Genomic DNA, 21000 nt, shown 5'->3' with positions numbered 1-21000 from the left:
GATGCACTTATGAGACTGCTTGTCAGCAAGCTCGTCAATCCCCTGCGCGCCACTTGTTGACCCGATGTCTACTCCGGACGCCCGTCAGAGCGCGCAGCCCAGCCCCTCCGGCACCTCGCCGATCAGCGGCTCGGCCCCCTGGGGCGGGAACTGCGTCCGCAGCGTGAAGGCGTACGGCGTCGGGCCGTGGGTGCGGATGTGCAGGAGGCGGGATTCCGCCTCGGCCACGGTCGGGCGGTGACCGGCCGGCACCCACCACAGCGTGACCATGGCCTCCTCCACCCGCTCGAACCAGTCGCGGCGCCGGGCGAGCATCTCCCGGTGCCTGCCCTGGTACATGTACGCCGTCAGCGCGTCGGCGTCGCGCCACACCGACATGTTGAGGATCAGCCAGGAGTCGCCGAAGACGGGCACGTCCGTGGCGTTGCCGCTGTCGCTCTGCAAGCGCCACACGAAACCGTCGGCCGCGTCGGCGTCGGCGTTCACCGGGTCCAGGGCGTCGACGAAGTCCTTCAACTGCGGTGAGTCCAGCGGGGCCTTCAGGCGGGCGATGTTGACCTCGGCGAGTTCGTACGCGGTAGCGGGCTCAGTCATGGACCGAACGTTAGGTAGGGAGATTCCCCGGCCGGTAGCCCCGTCTCACCAACCGGGCACGTGTCAGGGCGATTTGAGCACCGCCTCCATCACCGCCCGCGCGATCGGCGCCGCGTCACCGCCCCCGCTGATGTCCCCGCGCCTCGCATCCGCGTCCTCCACGACGACCGCGACCGCCACCCGCGCCGCCGGATCGCGGTCGCCCTGCGCCCAGGAGACGAACCAGGCGTACGGCGTCCCGGAGTTGCCGAGGCCGTGCTGGGCGGTGCCGGTCTTGCCGCCGACCTTGGCGCCGCGGATGGCGGCCTTGCGCCCGCCGCCGTGCTCGACCACGTCCCGCATCATCGCCCGCAGCCGGACGGCGGTGGACGGGTACATCGCCTGGCGGATCGCCCGCGAGCCGGCCGTCGCGAGGGTGCTGCCGCCCGGCCGGGTCGTGCGCTCCACCAGATACGGGTCCCGCACCTGGCCGCCGTTGGCCACGGCCGCCGCGACCATCGCCATCTGCAGCGGTGTGGCACGGGTGTTGTACTGGCCGATCGACGACAGCGCCAGCTGCGCGTCGTCCAGAGTGGTGTCGAAGGTGGACCGGGCCACCGGGAAGGGGACCCTCAGCTCCCCGTTGCCGAAGCCGAACGCGTGCGCCGTGGCCGTCATGCCCGCCACGCCCACCTCCACACCCAGCTTGGCGAACACCGTGTTGCAGGAGAGGGTGAAGGCCTCGCGCACCGAGGCGTCCTTGCAGCCCTTCGACGCGTTGGCCAGGCGCGTCCGCGTCCCCGGCAGCCGGTAGGGGTCGGGGGAGTCGGTCGGCGCTTCGAGGTCCGTGACCACACCGGTGTCCAGCGCGGCGGCCGCGGTGACGACCTTGAAGGTCGAACCCGGCGGGTACGTCTGCCGTACCGCCCGGTTGAGCATCGGGCGGTCCTTGTCCGCGTTGAGGCGCGCCCAGGCCCGGGCCGCGGCCGAGCCGTTGCCGGACAACGGCTGGGGGTCGTAGGACGGGGCGGACACCAGGGCCAGGATCCGGCCGGTCGACGGCTCCAGCGCCGCCACCGCGCCCTTGCGGCCCGCGAGCCCCCGGAACGCGGCCTCCTGCGCGGCCGGGTGCAGGGTCGTGACGACGTCTCCGCCGGCGTTGCGCGCCCGCGTGAAGTCGTTCCACAGCGGGAACGGCGCCAGCATCGGATCAGCGCCGGACAGCACGCCGTCCTCCGTGCTCTCCAGCAGCGTCGTCCCGTACAGCTGGGAGGCGAAGCCGGTGACCGGGGCGTACATCGGGCCGTCGGTGTAGGTCCGTTCGTAACGCAGGTGCTCGCGGGTGTCACGGGAGCCGGTGACGGGCCGCCCGCCGACCACGATGTCCCCGCGCGGCTGCTCGTAGCGGCTGATGTCGGGGCGCCGGTTGCCCGGGTGGCGCTCGTACGACGGTGCCTGGACCACCTGGACGCGGGCCGCGTTCAGCAGCAGCGCCACCAGCAGCAGCAGGCAGAAGTATCCGGCGTGCCGGATGTGCCGGGTCACCGGGCGTCCTGCCCGTCGTAACCACGCCGGGCCGAGTCGCTCACCCGGACCAGCAGCGCCACGATCGCCCAGTTGGTGACCACCGACGAGCCGCCCTGCGCCAGGAACGGCATCGCCATGCCGGTCAGCGGGATCAGCCCGGTCACCCCGCCCGCGATCACGAACACCTGGAGCGCCACCAGCGAGGCCAGGCCGACCGCGAGCAGCCGGCCGAAGGGCTCGCGCTGCGCCAGGCCCGCACGGAAGCCGCGTTCCACCAGCAGGCCGTAGAGGAGGAAGACCGCCCCGATGCCGGCCAGGCCGAGCTCCTCGCCCGCGGTGGCCAGGATGAAGTCCGACTTCACGGCGAAGCCGATGAGGTACGAGTGGCCCAGTCCGAGGCCCGCGCCGAGCAGGCCGCCCTCCGCGAAGGCGAACAGCGACTGGGCGAGCTGGTTCGCGCCCTCGCCCGCCTCGATGGACGCGAAGGGGTGCAGCCAGGTCTCGATCCTGCCGTGCACGTGCGGCTCCAGCCGGCCCACGGCGACCGCGCCCAGCGCGGCCAGCAGCAGGCCGACCGCGATCCAGCCGGTGCGGCCGGTGGCCACGTAGAGGAGCACCACGAACAGGCCGAAGAACAGCAGCGAGGTGCCGAGGTCGCGCTCCAGGATCAGCACGCCGACGCTGACCAGCCAGACGGCGACGATCGGGCCGAGCACGCGGCCGGTGGGGAGCTGGAGCTTCCAGACGCGGCGGCCGGTGTAGGCGAGCGCGCTGCGGTTCGCCGCCAGGTACGCGGCGAAGAACACCGCCAGCAGCACCTTCGCGAACTCGCCCGGCTGGATGGAGAACCCGGCGATCCGGATCCAGATGCGGGCCCCGTTCACCGCCGGGAACAGGATCGGCAACGTGAGCAGGACCAGGGCCGCGACCACGCAGACGTACGTGTAGCGCTGGAGCACCCGGTGGTCGCGCAGCAGCAGGACGACCAGGATGAACAGCGCCACGCCAAGGGTCGACCACACCAGCTGGGCGGGTGCCGCCCGGTCTCCCGGGGTCTCCAGGTCGAGCCGGTAGATCAGCACCAGACCGAGTCCGTTGAGGAGCACCCCGATGGGCAGGAGCAGCGGGTCGGCGTACGGGGCCCGCAGGCGTACCGCCAGATGGGCCAGCAGCGCGAGCACGCCGAGCCCGGCGCCGTAGCCCGCGGCGCCGGGCGGCAGCGTCCCGTGCCGGGCGAGGCCCACGGCGCAGTAGCCGTACACCGACAGCAGGACGGCCAGCACGATGAGGGCGAGTTCGATGCCCCGGCGCCGGGGGAGGCGGCGGACGGCGGGCGGGGGCGGGTCCGCCGTCGCCACGGTGATTCCGGCCTTGCTCATGTCCGGAACTTACCCAAACAGTGCGTCTTGTGTGCCTTTGGGTGACCGCATGTCAGCACCAGCGTGGCGCGGGGCCGATGCTGTCGATGTACCGGGCCGCGCCCCAGGCCCAGGTGCCGTCCCTCAGCAGGTACCAGAGCGCATTGCCCTGCACGGTCTCGCCGCCCGTCTTGCAGAAGATCTTGACGACGTCGCCCCGGTGGGCGAACCGGATGATCTGCGAACCGCGGTTCGGGGCGCTGCGCAGCGCCAGGGTGTCCGCCGTCACGACGCCCTCGTAGAGGCGCTGGTCGTGGTGGCCGTTGCCGCCCTTGCCGCCGTTCCCGCCGTTGCCGTTCCCGTTCCCGCCGCCGTTCTCGCCGTTGCCGCCGCTGGGGTCGTGCCGGCTGTTGCCGTTGCCTCCGCCGTTGCCTCCGTTCGGGTCCCAGTCGTCCTGCGCGGCGGCGGGCGTGACGGCGGCCGCGGCGGCGAGGAGGCCGGCGGCGGTGGCTATGGAGAGACGGGTGCGCAGGAACACGGGGGACCTCCATGTGGGGGCGAGGGTGCCGAAGCCGACTTATCGCCACATTAGGAGCGCCCAGGGGGGTGTCGCCCCTCACGCTGGGCCACAGGGGAACGTGCCCCGGGCCCTCACTCCGCCGCCAGTTTCAGGGTGGCCACCGCCCCGCCGTCCGGCGCGTTCGCGAACTCCAGCCGCGCCCCCAGCACCTCGGCCTGCCCCCGCGCGATGGTCAGCCCCAGCCCGTGCCCCCGCGTACCGCCCTCCGTGCGGAACCGCTGCGGCCCGTGGGCGACCAGGTACTCGGGGAACCCGTCCCCGTGGTCGCGAACGGTCACCACCGGCCCGTCCACGGTCAGCACCACCGGCCCCCGCCCGTGCTTGTGCGCGTTCGCGACGAGGTTGCCCAGCACCCGCTCCAGCCGCCGCCGGTCGGTCTCCACGGACACGTCCCGTACGACCCTGACCTCCGTGCCGTTCCCCGCCGCCCGCACCGCCCGCTCGGCCAGCGGCCCCAGTTGCTCGGTGTCCAGCTCCACCCGCTCCCGGCCGGTGTCCAGCCGGGAGATCTCCAGCAGGTCCTCGGTGAGGGTGCGCAGCGCCGCCACCCGGTCGCGGACCAGTTCCGTCGGGCGGCCCGGCGGCAGCAGTTCGGCCGCCGCGTGCAGTCCGGTGAGCGGCGTGCGCAGTTCATGCGCGACATCGGCCGTGAACCGCTGCTCGGCGAGCAGTTTGCCCTGGAGCGAGGCCGCCATGGAGTCCAGCGCGGCGGCGACCGCGGCCACCTCGTCCTGCGGGCCGGCCTTCGTGCGCGGGCCCGTGCGCGAATCCCCGCGAGGGCCGGTACGGGGGTCGTTCACGCGCGCGTCCAGATCGCCCGCGCTGATCCGCCGCGCGACCAGCGCCGTGGTGTGCAGCCGCCGTGTCACCCGCGTCACCGCGAACGCCCCGACCAGCAGCGTCGCCCCGATCGCCAGGCCCGAGGACCACAGGATCGCCCGGTCCAGGCCCTCGATCGTGCGGGCCTGCTGCGAGTAGTCGACCGCGACGGCCAGCGCCCGCTCGCCGTCGGCGGGACCCGCCGCCCACATCGTGGGGCGTCCCTCCCGTTCGGCGACCATCGTGCCGCGGTCCCCGGCCACGGCCAGGTCCCGCAGCTCCCCGGGCAGCTCCGGCGGATCCACCCCGGCGCCCCGCCGCAGCGTGTCCCCGGCCTCGTACCGCTCCGTCGCCTGCGTCAGCCGCTGAAGCGCCTGCTCGCGGGCCTGGCCGACGGTCTGGTTCGTCACCTGCACATGCACCAGGACGCCGAGCAGGGCCGCCAGAGCGCAGCACATCACCGTGATGAAGGCGGCGGCCTTCGCCGCGAGCGTCCCTGACCACGGGGGCAGCACGTGCCTCATCCGCCGCTCACCGACGCAGAAGCGGACCCGGAGCGGGACGGGACGGGGCTGGGGGAGGCCGACGGAAGCCGGGAGTGCTTGCGCGGGCCGGTGCGCAGCATCTCGTCGTGGGTGAGGAGCATGGCCCGCTGGTCCCGGTCCCAGGTCCACTGAAGGCGGTACTCGTAGCCCGCGACCTCCGACGGCGAGCGGATCACCAGGGAGCGCCCGGCCAGCTCGACACCGCTGAGCGCGTCCTCCCAGGCCATCACCTGCACCAGCCGGTGCTTGTCGACGGTGTACACGCGGACCGCCGTCGTCTTGCCGGGCAGCAGCGGGAAGCCGAGCGTCAGGTCGTCGCGCCCGTCGCCGGTCAGGTCCCGGTAGTACGGCCTGAGCACCGGACAGCTCCCGTGCCCCGGGCCCTTCGCACAGTCGGCCATCCTCCGCTTCGTGTCGCGGTAGGGCGCATCGCCGCCGTCGTACTCACCGGGGTGCCGGGCGATCTCGGCCCGGACGATCCCGACCGGGTCCACCCGGCGGATGTCGTCGCCGGGGACCTTCACCCCCTTGACCACCTCGGTGTTCACCTCGCCGATCTCGAAGGCCGGGCTGGAGGCCGGGGTCAGCTCCGGCCAGAGCCGGGCCGGCCCCTGCGCCGTCGGGGTCGCCCCCGCGCCCTCCAGCCCCCCGGCGTCCCCGCAGCCCACGGCGGCGGCCAGCAGGAGGGCGACGACGGCGAGGCGACGGGCGGCCTGTCCGGGGCGGCTGAGGGGCACTGCACTCCTGGCGTTCGTGGGCGATCACACGGGCGGACGCGACCGTCGGCCGCGTACACCTTATTCGTGGGGAAGTCCCATTTGCGCGAGAGGGCGGCCGAATGTGCCCGCCCGCGGGCGGGACCGTGCGGGTGCCGGGCTGCTCCATGAGCTGCCGGGCTGCTCGATGGGCCGCCGGGCTGCTCGTCGAGCTGCCGGGCCACTCGGTGAGCTGCCGGGCTACTCGGTGAGCTCCTCCAGCAGCCGGGCCGTGGCCAGCCCGGCCCGCAGGTACTCGACGAACAGGTCGTTGTGCAGCGCCCAGGGCGAACGGCGGTCCCGGATCAGCCGGATCGCCGCCTCGACGGAGCTGCCCTGGCGCATCAGCGCGTGCGCGACGACCAGACCGGAGCGGTTGTACCCGTGATAACAGCGGACCAGGACCCTGCGGCCCTCGTCCATCGCCTCGCACGCCGCCTCGGCCAGCCGGATCACCCCGGCCAGCTGCGTGCCGTCCAGGGGACCGTCGGGGATGGGCCACACATGGTGCCGGACGCCGGGATCGGGTCCGTGCCCCGGCAGCCGCAGCAGCGTCTGCACGAGGTCGAACTCGTTCCGCACGACGGCGAACTCCAGGTGCCCCAAGGCGCCCGTGTACTCGTGACCGCCCATCCAGAGCCCGGGGACGACCTCGCTCCACGGACTCTCCGGAGCGGGTACGTCGGGTTTACTGCGGGTACGCAACGGCGCCTCCCCACGTCTACCGCCCGAGGGTCCGCGGGCAGGCCCAACTCCTCTCCAAGGTAACCAGGTTCTTGCCCCGCAGCACCCCGCCTGTTCCCATGGAATGGGGTGATGGTGCATGAACGGACTGCGCGTCATACCGACCTGGCGGCACGGCCGGGAACGGCTGTACGTCTGCCTCCCGGACGGCAGGAACATCGCCTGGTACGACCGTGAGGCCGCCCGGGTGAACCTGCTCGGCCAGGACCGCGAGGACGACGTCCTGCGGGCCCTCGGCCCCTTCATCACCGGCCCCGTGGCCGTGGGACCGCCCCCGGTGCCGACCCCCGCCGAACTGGCCCGGCTCGCCCTCCACCCCGACGACGACCTGGCCCCCAACCGGCCGGGCGAGGCGCTCGTCGTCGCCCTCGACCGCGACCCCGGCCCCACCCGCCGGCTGCGCCCCGACCCGCGCCGCAGGGCCCTGGCCGCCGAGCAGGCGGTCGGCGACGCCCTGGACCGCCTCGACGGCGCCGGCTGGCACGCCCTGCACTCCGTGCCACTCCCCGGCGGCGACCGCATCCACCACCTGCTGATCGGTCCCGGCGGCCTCTACGCCGTCCACTCCCTCCACGCCCGCAGGCAGCGCGTCCGCATCGCCGACCCCATGATCACCCTGGGCCGCCGCGACCCCTACCCCCTCCTGCGCCGCGTCCGCTCCGACGCCGACAGGGCCTCCTACGCCCTGACGGCGGAGGTCCGCCCGGTGCTCGCCCTGGTGGACCCGGCGACGCTGTCGATCCCGACCGCCCCCCGGGAGGTCCAGGTCCTGACGGGTGCGGAGGTCGAGGGCCTGTCCCGGCAGGGCGGCGTGCTGAAACCGGCAGACGTGGAGGCCCTGCACGCGATGGCCCGCGACCGGAACACGTGGACGCGGGTCTGAGCGCCGCTGCCGGCGCCCGCCGGTCGGGACACGGCACCTGACCTCCGCGACGCCCGTCGGAATCCGTCGGCCGTCCGCTACGGGAGTGTCCCGGCCGTGTCCGTGTCCAGCAGGGGAGCCAGCAGGTCGCCGTAGTCCTGGACCCGCGGGGCGATGTCGACCGCGTGGAAGTCCAGCCGGCCGGGTGCCCGGCACTCCTCGACCTCCTCCCAGGTCACCGGGGCCGAAACGGTCGGCTCGGGGCGGGCCCGGAGGGTGTAGGGGGTCGCCGTCGTCTTGCGGGCGGCGTTCTGACTCCAGTCGACGAAGACCTTCCCCGGGCGCAGGCTCCTGGTCATCCGGTGCAGCGCGAGGCGGGGCATGGCCTTCTCGGCCTCGACGGCGAGTGCCTTGGCGTACTCGGACACCCGCTCGGAGGACGCGCCCCGCACGGCGGCCAGCAGATGCAGCCCCTTCGAGCCGGAGGTCTTGGCGTAGGTCTCGATGCCGTCGGCCGCGAGCCGCTCCCGCAGCCACAGGGCGACCTCGCAGCACTGCACGATGCTCGCCGGCGCCCCCGGGTCGAGGTCGAACACGATCCGGTCGGCCTCGTCCGGGGTGTCGACGAGCCACTGGTGGGTGTGGAACTCGGCCACGAGGTTCGCCGACCACATCAGGCTCGGCAGATCCTGCACCAGGACCATCCGCGAGGGCCCCTCGACCCGTGGCACCTCGGCGGTGGTGACCCACTCGGGCGTACCCGGCGGCACGTTCTTCGTGAAGAACACCTGCCCGTCCGGACCGTCCGGATACCGCAGGAAGGACACCGCCCGGTCACGCAGATGGGGCAGCAGGACCTCGGCGACGGTCGCGTAGTAGTGCAGCACCTCGCCCTTGGTGAAGCCGGTGGCGGGATACAGCACCTTCTCCAGATTGCTGAGAGCGAGCCGTCGCCCCTCCACCACTGTGATAGGCGCCATACGATAAGAATCCCACGCAAACCGTGACGAACACTCCCGAGCGTGACCGGAAGGGTGCAGCACGTGAGATCCATATGGAACGGCGCCATCTCGTTCGGCCTGGTCAGCATTCCGATCAAGCTGGTGAACGCCACCGAGAGCCACTCGATCTCCTTCCGCCAGATCCACACCGAGGACGGCGGCCGCATCCGCTACCGCAAGTTCTGCGAACTGGAGGACCGCGAGGTCACCCAGGGGGAGATCGGCAAGGGCTACGAGGACGCGGACGGCACGATCATCCCCATCACGGAGGAGGACCTGTCCAGCCTGCCCATCCCGACGGCGAAGACGATCGAGATCGTCGCCTTCGTCCCGGCGGACCGGATCGACCCGCTCCAGATGGACGCCGCGTACTACCTCCAGGCGAGCGGCGCCCCTGCGGCGAAGCCGTACACGCTGCTGCGCGAGGCCCTCAAGCGCAGCAACAAGGTGGCGATCGCGAAGTTCGCCCTGCGCGGGCGCGAGCGCCTGGGCATGCTCAGGGTCGTCGGCGAGGCCATCGCCATGCACGGCCTGCTCTGGCCGGACGAGGTCCGCGCCCCCGAGGGCCTGGCCCCCGACACCAACGTCACCGTCCGCGACCAGGAACTGGACCTGGCCGACGCGCTGATGGACACCTTGGGCGAGGTCGACCTGGAAGACCTGCACGACGAGTACCGCGAGGCAGTGGAGGAGGTCATCGCCGCGAAAGCCGCCGGTGAGGCCCCGCCCCAGGCCCCGGAACCGGCCACGGGCGGCAAGGTCCTGGACCTGATGGCGGCCCTGGAGAGCAGCGTCCGCGCGGCCCGCGAGTCCCGGGGCGAGGACGCCGAGCACGCCGAGGTCAAGACGCTCCCGCAGCGCAAGACGGCCCGCGCGGCCCCCAAGCAGACCGGCGGCAAGAAGTCGACGTCCACCGCGAAGAAGACGGCGGCCAAGAAGACCACGGCGGCGAAGAAGTCGACGGCCAAGTCGGGCCAGGGCCAGGGTCAGGGGACGGCCAAGAAGACGGCGTCCAAGGGCACCGCCAAGAAGACGACGGCGAAGAAGTCGACCCCGCGCAAACGCTCGGCCTGACCCGCACGGGTCGGGCACCCCTCAGGGGAAACCGGGAGAGCGCCCATGCCGCAGCCCGGGAACGACCACCACCGGCATCACCGCCGTCTCACCGGTGACGCGATCGACATCCACTTCATCGGCAACGCGACGGTGCTGCTGTCGTACGGCCCGCTCACCCTCCTCACCGACCCGAACTTCCTGCACCGGGGGCAGTACGCCTACCTCGGCCACGGCCTGCTGAGCCGCCGCCTGACCGAACCCGCCCTCGACGTCCACGAGTTGCCCCGCCTCGACGCGGTCGTGCTGTCCCACCTCCACGGCGACCACTGGGACCGCCGTGCCCGCCGGCACCTGGACCACACGGTGCCTGTCCTGACCACACCGCACGCTGCCCGCCGCCTCAGGACCGTGCACGGGTTCCACCGCACGGCGGGGCTGCGCACCTGGAAGGCGCTCACCCTCCAGCGCGACGGCGCCGAGGTCACGGTCACCGCCCTGCCGGCCCGGCACGCCGGCCACGCCGTGCTGCGCAGGCTGCTGCCGCCGGTGATGGGGAGCATGCTGGAGTTCGGCCCGGCCGGTGGGCCGCCCCGTATGAGGCTCTGCATCTCGGGGGACACACTGGTCCACGACGGCCTCGACGAGATCACCGACCACTTCCCGGCCGCCGACCTCGCCGTCCTCCACCTGGGCGGCACGCGCCTGTCCGGGGGCTTCGTCGTCACGATGGACGGCGTGCAGGGAGCCGAACTCGCCCGTCGTCCCGACCCCCGGCTCGTGCTGCCCGTGCACTACGGGGACTACACGGTGATGCGCTCGCCGCTGTCCGCGTTCCTGGCCGAGGCCGACGCCATCGGCCTCGGCGACCGGATCGTCCACTGCGGCCACGGGGAGCGCGTCCGGGTGCCGAGCGGCGCCGGGGCGGCCCCGGAGGTCTACTGACCCCGGGCCTTCGGCCGTCAGGCCACCCGCCTGCCCTCCTGCTGCTCGGACTCGTCCTCCTCCTCGTCGGGCAGATGGACGTCGTCGACGGCGATGTTGACCTCCACGACCTCCAGACCCGTCATCCGCTCCACCGCGTTGACGACATTGGTCCGGACGTCCGCCGCGGTGTCGGCGATGGCGGCGCCGTACTCGACGACCACATCGAGATCGACGGCGGCCTGGCGCTCGCCCACCTCGACCTTCACCCCCTGGGTGACCCCACTGCCCCCGCCCGGCACCCGCTGACGGACAGCCCCGAAGGCCCTGGTCATTCCTCCGCCGAGGTTGTGCACCTCGGGAATCTCCCGGGCCGCCATGCCCGCGATCTTCGCGACGACCGTGTCCGCGATGGCGGTGCTCCCGCGCGTGCCGGGGTCGCCCTTCCCGCCCTGCGATGTCGCCCCGTCCTGCCTGCCCGCTGTGTTCCTGCGCTGAGTGGTCTCCGTCATGACCGTCACCTCGATGATCGGTGAGGGGGATGAGCAGCGTCGTTCCACTCCACGGTAGAACAATGGTGCGTATGGGGCGAAAGTGGTGCCGGTTTCTGCGACCGCGTGCCTCACCCTCCCCGGGTGAGGCGACCCGCATCCCACCCCTGCACCCTGAAAACGGCACGACGTTGGCGCAGGGGTCGACAGGGGACGACAGGGGGCTGGCAGGCGACGACAGGCGGTGACAGGAGGCTGGCAGGCGGCGACAGGGGGGACCGGGAAAGCGAGGAAGCCGGCATGACCACCACACACCCGGACAGCGCCCGTACGTCAATGCGGGAATGGGCCACCGGCGTGACCGTCTTCGCGGCCATCATGCTCATGCTCGGCGGCATTCTCGACATCATGCGCGGCATCGCGGAGATCGCCGAGGACGACATCTTCGTCTCGACGCGGAACTACGTCTTCGCGTTCGACCTCACGGCCTGGGGCTGGATCCACCTCACCCTGGGCGTGATCGCCTTCATCGTCAGCTTCGGCCTGTTCATGGGGTCGACGTGGGCCCGAGTCCTCGGCGTCATCATCGCAGGCCTCGTCATCATCGCCCACTTCCTCTCCCTGCCGTACTACCCGGTCTGGTCGATCATCATGATCACCGTCTCGGGCTTCATCATCTGGGCGCTGTGCGTGATGCGGAAGGACGACGCGTTCGTCCCGTTCGAGAGCCCGCCGGGCAGGTGAGCGCCTGAACCAGGTCTTCCACCTGGCCCGGAGCCCCGGAGTACGGCACTGTGTCTCCGACTGATGGAGTCGGGGTGGGGGGAATCGGCGTTGTGGGAGCAGTTGCCAGCTCTGCTGGGTGTTGTGGTCGGAGCCGCGAGCTCCTACGTGGCGACGAACTTCACGGAGCGGAGCCGGTGGCGACGAGGCAGAGCCGAGCGGTGGGATGAAAAGAGGCTGGAGGCGTACGCGTCCTACGCCAACACCCTGAAGCAGCAGCTGAGCGTTGCACAGCGCATGGGCGCGGCAAGGGGGTTTCCGCATGCGGTGGACCCGCTGGATCCCGAACAAGGCATGACGCAGCTCGCCGAGAACGAGGTACGGCGTGCAGCCGAGTGGGAGTCCGTGCTGCTGATCGGCGACGCAGAAACGATCGGGGCGGCACGCAAGTGGCACGAAGCGGTCTGGAACGTTGAGCTGTACGCGCGCGGCCTGAAAGACGATCCTGCGGGATGGACGAGGGCAGTGCAGCAGGTGAGCCGAGCGCGTGACGCCTTCTACGCCCTGGCGCGACGCGACCTCGACATAGCAGGGCCGCCTCCCCCTTCTGGCAACTGGCCGCGGGTCTGGCAGCAGGAGGACGAGCCCGGCGACGGAACCTGACCCCGCCGCACCACCCCCGACCGCGCACCTGCGACACGATTGCCCCTGGTACCACGGTCCCGGCGCCTCGAGCGGCGCATGCCCGCACACACGAAGACCCCGTCTCAGCAAGGGCGCTGATGGCGGGGTCTTCAGGCATCTGATCCAGGGTGCCCCCGGCAGGATCCGAACCTGCGCGCACGGGCTCCGGAGGCCCTTTGAGGCTTGGGCATATATGCAGGCCACGAGCCCCTAAACGCACACAAGGGGCGGCTCCCTGTCCACAGATGGTCCACGCCAAGAGGGCGCCTGCCTTGCCCAGTTGTCTCCACCTCGAGGTGTCAAGAACACTCGTTCAGATATGAAGTTGTTGTAATATCCCGGCATCCAGCTGGAGACGCTTCGGTGGCGGTCAGGTGCTTTTTGGTGGGGGATAGGTGCGGTGGCGAGAGGCTGTTGGCTGGGCGGTCAACTGACGCCTATGGATACTGCTCTCTCCATGAGCCGGTCGTGCCCACTGCTGTGGCGTAGCCGATCATGACCCTGCGATTCCGGCCCCGACTGACACGCTGCCTCTGCCCTGGGGACGCTCGGCATACTTCACTGGTCTCGAATCCGTGCGCCCCAACAGGACTACCAGCAAAGGTGGTCTGGGCTGCGACATGGGCGTTGCGCTTGCTTGAGGCTACACCGCATGGCGGGACATCACCCATGAGTCCACTTCTGATCGAAAGGGCGGGTCACTGTCGAGACCGCCGGCAGATGGGGTCTGCACTGGCAAGAGTTGCTGAGCCTGTGTGCTGTTTACTCGTTCGCATCCCACCTCCGCAGTGTTGAGCTGGAACGATCGAACGAATACCGCGCCAACGGGTCCCGGGCTAAGTGAACCGCCAGGTTTCGCCACTGACTAGGCAACGTTCCAGATACCGACACCGAGGAAGCGATGAACGGCAAGAATCTCGATTCCCGTCTTCCGGCGGAGGCTCGCGCACGTGAGCTCATCGACCAGCAGCTGTCTGCCGCTGGTTGGGTGGTACAGGACCGCAAGGCGATGAACCTGTTCGCGGGTGAGCTCGGCGTGCACGGCGTTGCCGTACGCGAGGTCGTCATGGCACCGGGCCACGGCCGGGTCGACTACCTGCTGTACGTGGAAAAGAAGGTTGTCGGGATCATCGAAGCCAAACCCCAGGGCACGACCCTGTCGGGTGTGGAGTGGCAGTCGGCGATGTACGCCACTGGCCTGCCGCCGGACCATCGCAAGCGTGCGCACACGGTGGGTGATCGCATTCCGTTCGTCTTCGAGGCCTCCGGGTCGGAGACTCACTTCACCAACGGCTACGACCCTGAGCCGCGCGCCCGGAAGATCTTCAACTTCCCCAAGCCGGCCACCCTGGCGCGCATAGTCCGGGAGGCTCAGGACGATCCCGACTTCCCGACCTGGCGGGCAAAGGTGCTGCGCATGCCACCGCTGAACGAGGAACGGCTCCGGCCCGCACAGACCGAAGCAATCTTTGGGACGGAGGCATCCCTGGCGGCCCAGCGTGCAGACCGGTCGCTGATCCAGATGGCCACAGGTGCGGGCAAGACGTACACCGCCGTGACCTTGTCCTACCGACTGCTTAAGCACGCAGGGTTCAAGCGGGTGTTGTTCCTGGTGGACCGCAACAACCTGAGCAAGCAGACTGCTGCGGAGTTCAGCAACTACGAGACGCCGGACGACGGGCGGAAGTTCACCGAGTTGTACTCGGTCCAGCGCCTGACCGGTCTGGGCATGCTGGAGTCGTCGAACGTGGTGATTTCCACGATCCAGCGCGTCCACTCTCTACTGCGCGGCAAAGACGTCCCCGAGGGCGACGACCCGGCGCTGGACAGCTTCGTGCCGGATGCCCCGGTGGAGATCTCCTACAACAAGGACATGCCGCCGGAGTCGTTCGACCTCGTGATCGTGGACGAGGCCCACCGCTCCATCTACGGGGTGTGGAAGGGCGTCCTGGAGTACTTCGACGCCCACATCCTGGGGCTCACGGCCACGCCGGGCAAGCAGACGTTCGCGTTCTTCCGCCAGAACCTCGTCTCGCAATACACGTTCACGCAGTCGGTGGCCGACTGCGTGAACGTGGACTTCGACATTTACCGCATCAAGACGGAGATCTCGGAGAACGGCGCGAAGATCGAGGCCGGCACGTTCGTGCCCAAGGTGGATCGCCGCACCCGCATCCAGCGCATCGAGGCCATCGACGAGGACGTCGAGTACAAGAAGAGCCAGCTGGATCGAGCCGTGCAGAACCCCAACCAGATCCGCACCGTCCTTGAGACCTTCCGCGCCCGACTTTTCACCGAGATCTTTCCCGGCCGCACAGCGGTCCCCAAGACTCTCATCTTCTGCAAGGACGACGCCCATGCCGAGGAAGTCGTCACACAGGTACGGCAGGTCTTCGGCAAGGGCAACGAATTCGCCGCAAAAATCACCTACCAGGCGAAAGACCCCGAAGGTCACCTGCAAGCTTTCCGTACCTCCGCAAGGCTACGGATCGCAGTGACGGTGGACATGATCGCCACCGGCACCGATGTCAAGCCGCTGGAGTGCGTTTTCTTCATGCGCGATGTCCGCTCGGCGCAGTACTTCGAGCAGATGAAGGGCCGCGGGGCGCGCACGATGCCCAAGCCCGACTTCCAGGCGGTCACCCCTGACTCCCAGATGAGCCCGGCCGCACAGGAGAAGACACGATTCGTCATTGTGGACGCCATCGGCGTCACTGAACACGACTTCGTGGACCCACCACTGATGCGCAAGAAGGGCATCAGCCTGGAAAAGCTCCTGGGTAAAGCCGCAAGCCTCACGATCACCGAGAGCGAGACCGCAACCTTGGCCTCCCGCCTCGCAGCCCTGGAGCTCCAGGTCACCCCTGGCGAACGGGCTGAGCTCGACAAGGTCGCCGGGCAACCCCTCAAGAAGATCGTCAAGGAGCTGGTCGAGGCCTGCGACCCCGAGCAGCAGGCCGAGGCCATCACTGCTGCCGGCGAAGGCGCAGATCCTCAACAAGTAATCGACAACCTGCTCGAAAAGGCCATCATCCCGCTGGCGGCCAATCCAGAGCTGCGTATACGCATCATGGAGCTACGCCGCCAGCACGACCAGATCATCGACGACACCAACCCCGACACCCTGCTTGCGGCCTACGGCGTCGGCGCCGTGGACAAGGCCCGCGAAATTGTCACGGACTGGCGCGCCTACCTGGACGAGCACCGCAGCGAAATCTCCGCGATTCAGGTTTTGCAGCAGGCCGAGGAGTCCGGTACCAAGCCTGCCGGGAGCACGTTCGCCCAAATCAAGGAACTGGCCGACCGGATCGCCCGCCCACCGCACCGGTGGACCCCGCAGAGGCTGTGGGAGGCCTACGAGCAGGTGGAGGAAGGCCGGGTCCGACCGAACGCAAAGGCCCAGGTCACGGACCTGGTGTCGCTGCTGCGCTTCACCCTGGCGGGTGACGCCGAGCTGGTGCCGTACGCGGACAAGGTCCACGAGCGGTACCAGGGCTGGCTACGGCAACAGGAGCAGGCTGGCGTCGTCTTCACTGAGACGCAGAAGTGGTGGCTGGACAACATGGCCGACGTGATCGCCTCCTCGGCCGGAATCGACGTTGACCAGCTCGACGGTGCCCCGTTCGACGAGCGCGGCGGCATCGACGGCGCCCTGCGTGACCTGGGCGATCAGGCCGGTACCCTCCTGGAGACCCTGAACAAGGAGCTGACTGCGTGACCGACCTGCCCGCCGGATGGCGCACGCTCACCCCCCACGACATCGCTGATGCGTCACGCCAGGCTCTTGTCATCGGACCTTTTGGAAGCGACCTCAAGACGGTTGACTACCAGCCCGAGGGAGTCCCCCTGGTCTTCGTGCGCGATATCCGCGGCGGGGACTTCTCGAATCCTCGTACGTTCGTATCGCCAGAGAAGGCAGAGGAACTCAAGGCGCATCATGCGATGCCTGGAGACGTCCTGATCACCAAGATGGGAAATCCTCCTGGCGACGCGGCCGTCTACAATGGTGCAGGACCAGCAGTCATCACAGCCGACTGCATCAGGCTGCGCCCTGCGCTTGGCTTTGATGCTCGTTACATCGCCTACGCCATGCACTCGCCGAACGTGAAGGCGCAAATCTCGGCCATCACGTCTGGTGTGGCCCACCAGAAGGTCAGCCTCGACAGGTTCCGGCACAAGGTGAAAATTCCAGTCCCGCCGTTCTCTGAGCAAAAGCGGATCGTAGAGGTGCTGGAAGAGCACCTCTCCCGCCTCGACGCGGGCGTCGAGTACCTGGATGCTGCCAAGCGGCGGTCCGAGCGATTCCGTGTAGCCCTCAACCACCGACTCTTCGCCCGCTATGCAAGCTTTTTGAAGCCTCTTAGCAGCGTTGTCGTAATCGAGAATGGTCAGACTCCGCGTGGCATCACTGACCGCCTCACTGACACGCCGACTGACGACGTTGTTCCGTTTTTCAAAGTCGGCGACATGAACAGTGGTGACGGACGCAACATGGCTGCTTCACGGTACTTTGTGCGGAGGGTCGATGCAGGCTCATTTGGAATAAGTGTGCGTTCGGCAGGCTCGGTTCTCATTCCCAAGCGAGGCGGAGCCATCGCTACCAACAAAAAGCGGATCCTCACAACCGAAGCAGCCTATGACCTGAACACTATGGGCCTGCGTCCGAAGGAACCATTGTCCGTCGACTACCTCTGGCGTTGGTTCCAGGGAGTTGACCTTGGACGGATCGCGGATGGATCCAGCGTTCCCCAGATCAACGCGAAGCAAGTCAAGAGTTTGTCAATCCCTGTGATCTGCCGCGAAAAACAGGACCGCCTTGTAGCAGAACTGGACGACCTTGACGGTTCGGCTAATCGGCTTCTTGCAGCCGTCGCATCTGGTCAGAAGCAGGCCTCCTCTCTACGTCGTGCGCTATTTGCTGCAGCTTTCGCCGGAAGGTTGACCGGCGCGACATCCGAGGCCGAGCAGATCGAGGAGACCGCCGCCGGCGCCGTCGAGACCAAGATTCCTGAGGGTGTACAGTTCTGACGGCCATCAGCGGCCGCCGTAAAGCATTCCGGGGCGTTAGTCCTGGGCATGAAAGGCAACAACGTGTCGGACACTCGCCGGCTGGTGGACAAGCTGTGGTCGTACGCAGGCGTGCTGCGGGACGCAGGGGTGGGCGTACTGGAGTACACCGAGCAGCTGACCTACTTGCTGTTCTTGAAGATGGCGCACGAGCGTGCCAATCGGCCGCTCAAGCCGGAGAAAATCGTCCCGGAGGAGTACTCCTGGCAGCGCCTGCTGGATGCCGACGGCGCTGTCCTGGAGATGGAGTACACGCTGATTCTCCAGGGCCTGGGGCGTCAGCCTGGCATGCTGGGCACGATCTTCCGCAAGGCGCAGAACCGGGTGCAGGACCCGGCGATCCTCAAGCGGCTGATCCACGACCTGATCAACAAAGAGACCTGGTCGAGCGGTGGTGACATCAACGGCGATGCCTACGAGTCTCTGCTGTCCAAGGGTGCCAGCGACAAGGGGTCGGGGGCCGGTCAGTACTTCACCCCGCGGTCGGTCATCTCCGCGATGGTCGACGTCGTGCGGCCTACGGTGAAGGACACGGTGGTCGACCCGGCCTGCGGCACTGGTGGGTTCCTGCTGGGCGCTCACGCGTACGCCTCCCATGACGCCGCGCACATGAATCCTGAGCAGCGTCAGCACCTGAAGGTGTCGTTCGTGCACGGCGTGGAAATCGTGGACGGCACCGCGCGCCTCGCTGCCATGAACCTACTGCTGCATGGAATGGGCGACGCCAAGGGCGAGTCGCTGATCGAGGTCAAGGATGCCCTGATCGACGACCCCGGTAAGCGCTGGTCGGTGGTGCTGGCCAACCCGCCCTTCGGTACCAAGTCCTCGATCACTATGGTGGGCGCCGACGGTAGGGAGGCCCGCGAGGACCGGGAGATCGAGCGCACCGACTTCGTGGTCACCACGAGTAACAAGCAACTCAACTTCCTGCAGCACATCATGACGATCTTGGACATCAACGGCAGAGCTGCTGTAGTGCTGCCGGACAACGTGCTGTTTGAGGGTGGGACCGGGGAGACGTTGCGTCGGCGGCTGCTGAACGACTTCAACCTGCACACGATCCTGCGCCTGCCCACCGGAGTGTTCTACGCCCAAGGTGTGAAGGCGAATGTGCTGTTCTTCGACAAGAAGCCGGCCAGCGAGACGCCGTGGACGACAAAGACGTGGGTGTACGACCTGCGAACCAACAAACACTTCACGCTCAAGAAGAACCCACTGACCCGCGCGCACCTGGACGACTTCGTCCAGTCTGCCAAGCCGGGCCAGCCCCTGGAGGAACGTGTTGAGTCCGAACGATTCAAGTCGTTCACCTACGACCAGCTGATCGCCCGTGACAAGGTCAATCTGGACATCACCTGGTTGCGGGACGAGTCTCTTGAGGACCTCGACAACCTGCCTGCGCCCGACGTAATTGCCCGCGAGATCGTCGAAGACCTCACCGCTGCGCTGGGAGAGTTCGCAGCCGTCGCCGACGCTCTGGAGGCCAAGGAAATGGGCGAGGTGTGACTTTCCGTGCCCCCGGCCCGGGCGGGACCGGGAGGGTGCTCGCATATCCGTGTCTTCAATATAGGCCGATACTCGCTTTAGACGTCGTTTCAGTTGGCGAGTCGGCGGTAGCTGATGAGGGCTGCGGCTATGCCGACGAAGGCCAGGAAGTGCTCGGCCTTGCGCTCGTAGCGGCGGTGCAGGCGTCGGCATCCGGCCAGCCAGGAGACCGTTCTCTCGACGACCCAGCGGTGTCGGCCGAGCCGCGTGGACGACTCGATGCCCTTGCAGGCGATGCGGTGGCGGATGCGACGCTCACGAAGCCATTTGCGCAGGTGGTCGTAGTCGTACCCCTTGTCGGCATGGAGCTTGGCCGGACGCCGGCGGCGGGGTCCGCGTCGGGAGCGGATGGGCGGGATCCCGCGCACGAGCGGCTTGAGGCCGAGGCTGTCGTGCATGTTGGCGCCGGAGATACCCAGCGACAGAGGTACGCCGTTTCGGTCGGTGATCAGGTGGATTTTCGATCCCGGCTTGCCGCGGTCGGTCGGATTCGGTCCCGTCAGTGGCCCCCTTTTTCCGCCCGCACGCTGACGGAGTCGATCGCGCACCGCGACCAGTCCGGCTCGCCCCGGGCGCCGAGTTCGTCGAGGATGACGCGGTGCAGCCTGGCCCAGACCCGGTCCCGGCTCCACTGGGCGAAGCGACGGTAGACGGTGGGCCAGGCCGGCCCGAACACCGGCGGCAGCTGCCGCCAGGTGCAGCCCGAGGTGGCCACGAAAATGATCGCCGCCAGGCACTCGCGGTCACCGGCCCTCCGTTTGCCGCCGCCTTGCGGGCGTATGACCTCTGTCTGCGGGACCACCCGCCGAAACAGCGTCCACAACTCGTCCGGTACCAACCGCTCCACCAGATCCGTCATGCACGACTCAACGAGCGATCACGCCATCAGAAACGGTGTCTTAGACCGTGTCCTACGTGGTGAGGCGGACGTTGAGCCGTTCATGGGGCGGAGTACGTGGAGTTGGATTGTTCCGGACGGGCTATGGGAGATCGCGAAGCCGCTGATCCCGCCGTCGAAGGTGCGGCCGCAGGGCGGCGGAACGCAGGACACACCTGATGAGACGCTCTTCGCGGCCATCATCTACATCCTGGTCAGCGGATGCGCCTGGCGCCAACTGCCGCCCTGCTTCGGGATATCGAAGTCGACCGCCCACCGCCGGTTCCTGATCTGGTCGAGAGCCGGCGTCTGGGGCCGCCTGCACGAAGCGGTCCTGAACCAGCTCGATGACTCCGGCCTCATCGACGTCACCCGGGTCGTCCTCGACACCGCCCATGTCAGGGCTAAAAAGGGGGCGAACACACAGGTCCGAGCCCCGTGGACCGGGGCAAGCCGGGTTCCAAGATGCACATCCTGTCGGACGCGAACGGACTGCCCCTTCTCGTCGGCGTCTCGGCTGGCAACGTCCACGACAGCGAAGGGCTGAAGCCCATGATCGAGGGTCACCAAACGAGACACGACCCTCATCGCGGCCGGTACTTCAAGCCCCAGCGCCTCCACGCAGACAAAGCCTACGACCGCGCCGACCTGCGCAGATGGCTCCGATGGAAGCGAATCGGAGTACGCATCGCCCGCAAAGGCGTCGAATCCAGCGAACGATTAGGGCGCCGCCGCTGGGTCATCGAGCGGACGATGTCCTGGCTCTCCGGCTACCGACGCCTGAGCCCTCGCTACGAACGCGATCCCCGCAACTACCTGGCCTTCCTCGGACTCGCAGCCGCTCTCTGCTGCTACAAGCGACTCGTCCGCCT

At 68.8% G+C, this 21000-nt stretch carries 19 protein-coding genes; 9 read left to right on the top strand and 10 right to left on the bottom strand.

Annotated elements, in window-relative coordinates:
• Nucleotides 1-84: 84 nt before the first annotated feature.
• The 7 genes from GTY56_RS23935 to GTY56_RS23905 form a co-directional block, all read right to left on the bottom strand.
• Nucleotides 85-594, bottom strand: a complete 510-nt coding sequence (locus GTY56_RS23935) for a DUF3291 domain-containing protein (protein WP_161367391.1) — start codon at nucleotides 592-594, stop codon at nucleotides 85-87.
• A 63-nt stretch (nucleotides 595-657) separates the two neighbouring features.
• The gene (locus GTY56_RS23930) at nucleotides 658-2118 is read right to left on the bottom strand and encodes a penicillin-binding transpeptidase domain-containing protein (RefSeq protein ID WP_161367390.1); all 1461 of its coding nucleotides are present in this window, start codon (nucleotides 2116-2118) and stop codon (nucleotides 658-660) included.
• Entirely contained in the window at nucleotides 2115-3479 is a 1365-nt protein-coding gene (locus tag GTY56_RS23925) for an FtsW/RodA/SpoVE family cell cycle protein (protein ID WP_161367389.1), read from the bottom strand. The genes GTY56_RS23930 and GTY56_RS23925 overlap by 4 nt, the downstream gene beginning before the upstream one ends.
• Before the next feature lie 52 nt (nucleotides 3480-3531).
• Nucleotides 3532-3996, bottom strand: a complete 465-nt coding sequence (locus GTY56_RS23920) for an SH3 domain-containing protein (RefSeq protein ID WP_161367388.1) — start codon at nucleotides 3994-3996, stop codon at nucleotides 3532-3534.
• A 113-nt stretch (nucleotides 3997-4109) separates the two neighbouring features.
• The gene (locus GTY56_RS23915) at nucleotides 4110-5381 is read right to left on the bottom strand and encodes an ATP-binding protein (protein ID WP_161367387.1); all 1272 of its coding nucleotides are present in this window, start codon (nucleotides 5379-5381) and stop codon (nucleotides 4110-4112) included.
• Nucleotides 5378-6139 (bottom strand): hypothetical protein, encoded by a 762-nt coding sequence (locus GTY56_RS23910; RefSeq protein ID WP_161367386.1) that lies wholly within the window; start codon nucleotides 6137-6139, stop codon nucleotides 5378-5380. The genes GTY56_RS23915 and GTY56_RS23910 overlap by 4 nt, the downstream gene beginning before the upstream one ends.
• Nucleotides 6140-6358: 219 nt before the next feature.
• Complete coding sequence (locus GTY56_RS23905) at nucleotides 6359-6862, bottom strand: protein-tyrosine phosphatase family protein (protein WP_161367385.1); 504 nt, start codon at nucleotides 6860-6862, stop codon at nucleotides 6359-6361.
• 118 nt (nucleotides 6863-6980) lie between these two features.
• On the opposite strand from GTY56_RS23905, the gene GTY56_RS23900 reads away from it, so the two are divergent.
• Entirely contained in the window at nucleotides 6981-7784 is an 804-nt protein-coding gene (locus tag GTY56_RS23900; RefSeq protein WP_161367384.1) for a nuclease-related domain-containing protein, read from the top strand.
• A 77-nt stretch (nucleotides 7785-7861) separates the two neighbouring features.
• Here GTY56_RS23900 and ligD read toward each other — a convergent pair whose 3' ends face one another.
• Complete coding sequence (ligD, locus tag GTY56_RS23895; protein ID WP_161367383.1) at nucleotides 7862-8743, bottom strand: non-homologous end-joining DNA ligase; 882 nt, start codon at nucleotides 8741-8743, stop codon at nucleotides 7862-7864.
• Between the two features lie 63 nt (nucleotides 8744-8806).
• Between ligD and ku the strand changes: the two genes are divergently transcribed.
• Entirely contained in the window at nucleotides 8807-9838 is a 1032-nt protein-coding gene (gene ku, locus GTY56_RS23890; RefSeq protein ID WP_524540134.1) for a non-homologous end joining protein Ku, read from the top strand.
• Between the two features lie 45 nt (nucleotides 9839-9883).
• On the top strand, nucleotides 9884-10762 hold the full coding sequence (locus GTY56_RS23885) for an MBL fold metallo-hydrolase (protein ID WP_161367382.1): 879 nt from the start codon (nucleotides 9884-9886) through the stop codon (nucleotides 10760-10762).
• A gap of 17 nt (nucleotides 10763-10779) precedes the next feature.
• Here GTY56_RS23885 and GTY56_RS23880 read toward each other — a convergent pair whose 3' ends face one another.
• Nucleotides 10780-11253 carry an Asp23/Gls24 family envelope stress response protein gene (locus tag GTY56_RS23880; protein WP_161367381.1) on the bottom strand — a complete coding sequence of 158 codons (474 nt, stop codon included), beginning with the start codon at nucleotides 11251-11253 and terminating at the stop codon, nucleotides 10780-10782.
• Nucleotides 11254-11532: 279 nt separating this feature from the next.
• On the opposite strand from GTY56_RS23880, the gene GTY56_RS23875 reads away from it, so the two are divergent.
• From GTY56_RS23875 to GTY56_RS23855, 5 genes are all read left to right on the top strand, one after another.
• A complete protein-coding gene (locus tag GTY56_RS23875; protein WP_161367380.1) occupies nucleotides 11533-11976 on the top strand; it encodes a DUF7144 family membrane protein in 444 nt (147 codons plus the stop codon).
• Between the two features lie 147 nt (nucleotides 11977-12123).
• Nucleotides 12124-12618, top strand: coding sequence for a hypothetical protein (locus GTY56_RS23870; RefSeq protein ID WP_346345554.1), 495 nt, complete (start codon nucleotides 12124-12126; stop codon nucleotides 12616-12618).
• A gap of 922 nt (nucleotides 12619-13540) precedes the next feature.
• The gene (locus GTY56_RS23865; protein ID WP_161367378.1) at nucleotides 13541-16357 is read left to right on the top strand and encodes a type I restriction endonuclease subunit R; all 2817 of its coding nucleotides are present in this window, start codon (nucleotides 13541-13543) and stop codon (nucleotides 16355-16357) included.
• A complete protein-coding gene (locus GTY56_RS23860; protein WP_161367377.1) occupies nucleotides 16354-17667 on the top strand; it encodes a restriction endonuclease subunit S in 1314 nt (437 codons plus the stop codon). Before GTY56_RS23865 ends, GTY56_RS23860 begins: the two co-directional genes overlap by 4 nt.
• Before the next feature lie 48 nt (nucleotides 17668-17715).
• Complete coding sequence (locus tag GTY56_RS23855) at nucleotides 17716-19212, top strand: class I SAM-dependent DNA methyltransferase (protein WP_161367376.1); 1497 nt, start codon at nucleotides 17716-17718, stop codon at nucleotides 19210-19212.
• Nucleotides 19213-19301: 89 nt separating this feature from the next.
• On the opposite strand, the gene GTY56_RS23850 is transcribed toward GTY56_RS23855, so the two are convergent.
• Nucleotides 19302-20110 (bottom strand): IS5 family transposase gene (locus GTY56_RS23850; RefSeq protein ID WP_161367375.1). Its coding sequence is split into 2 segments (ribosomal slippage): nucleotides 19302-19760 and nucleotides 19763-20110, totalling 807 coding nucleotides; the frame shifts between segments, so codons are not numbered across the junction.
• 82 nt (nucleotides 20111-20192) lie between these two features.
• On the opposite strand from GTY56_RS23850, the gene GTY56_RS23845 reads away from it, so the two are divergent.
• A protein-coding gene (locus tag GTY56_RS23845; protein WP_161367322.1) for an IS5 family transposase occupies nucleotides 20193-21000 on the top strand; the annotation gives its coding sequence in 2 pieces (ribosomal slippage) (nucleotides 20193-20535 and nucleotides 20535-21000; 809 coding nt annotated over the 2 pieces). This gene is flagged as partial in the annotation.

The sequence above is a fragment of the Streptomyces sp. SID5643 genome, from assembly GCF_009872555.1.
Classification (GTDB): domain Bacteria; phylum Actinomycetota; class Actinomycetes; order Streptomycetales; family Streptomycetaceae; genus Streptomyces; species Streptomyces iakyrus.
This window is presented reverse-complemented; position numbering and strand designations above follow the sequence as displayed.

Bases quoted from the DNA above. Each gene is read 5' to 3' on its own strand.
- GTY56_RS23935 (WP_161367391.1), bottom strand. From the start codon at position 594: ATGACTGAGCCCGCTACCGCGTACGAACTCGCCGAGGTCAACATCGCC.
- GTY56_RS23925 (WP_161367389.1), bottom strand. From the start codon at position 3,479: ATGAGCAAGGCCGGAATCACCGTGGCGACGGCGGACCCGCCCCCGCCC.
- GTY56_RS23915 (WP_161367387.1), bottom strand. From the start codon at position 5,381: ATGAGGCACGTGCTGCCCCCGTGGTCAGGGACGCTCGCGGCGAAGGCC.
- GTY56_RS23900 (WP_161367384.1), top strand. From the start codon at position 6,981: ATGAACGGACTGCGCGTCATACCGACCTGGCGGCACGGCCGGGAACGG.
- ligD (WP_161367383.1), bottom strand. From the start codon at position 8,743: ATGGCGCCTATCACAGTGGTGGAGGGGCGACGGCTCGCTCTCAGCAAT.
- GTY56_RS23885 (WP_161367382.1), top strand. From the start codon at position 9,884: ATGCCGCAGCCCGGGAACGACCACCACCGGCATCACCGCCGTCTCACC.
- GTY56_RS23880 (WP_161367381.1), bottom strand. From the start codon at position 11,253: ATGACGGAGACCACTCAGCGCAGGAACACAGCGGGCAGGCAGGACGGG.
- GTY56_RS23875 (WP_161367380.1), top strand. From the start codon at position 11,533: ATGACCACCACACACCCGGACAGCGCCCGTACGTCAATGCGGGAATGG.
- GTY56_RS23865 (WP_161367378.1), top strand. From the start codon at position 13,541: ATGAACGGCAAGAATCTCGATTCCCGTCTTCCGGCGGAGGCTCGCGCA.
- GTY56_RS23855 (WP_161367376.1), top strand. From the start codon at position 17,716: ATGAAAGGCAACAACGTGTCGGACACTCGCCGGCTGGTGGACAAGCTG.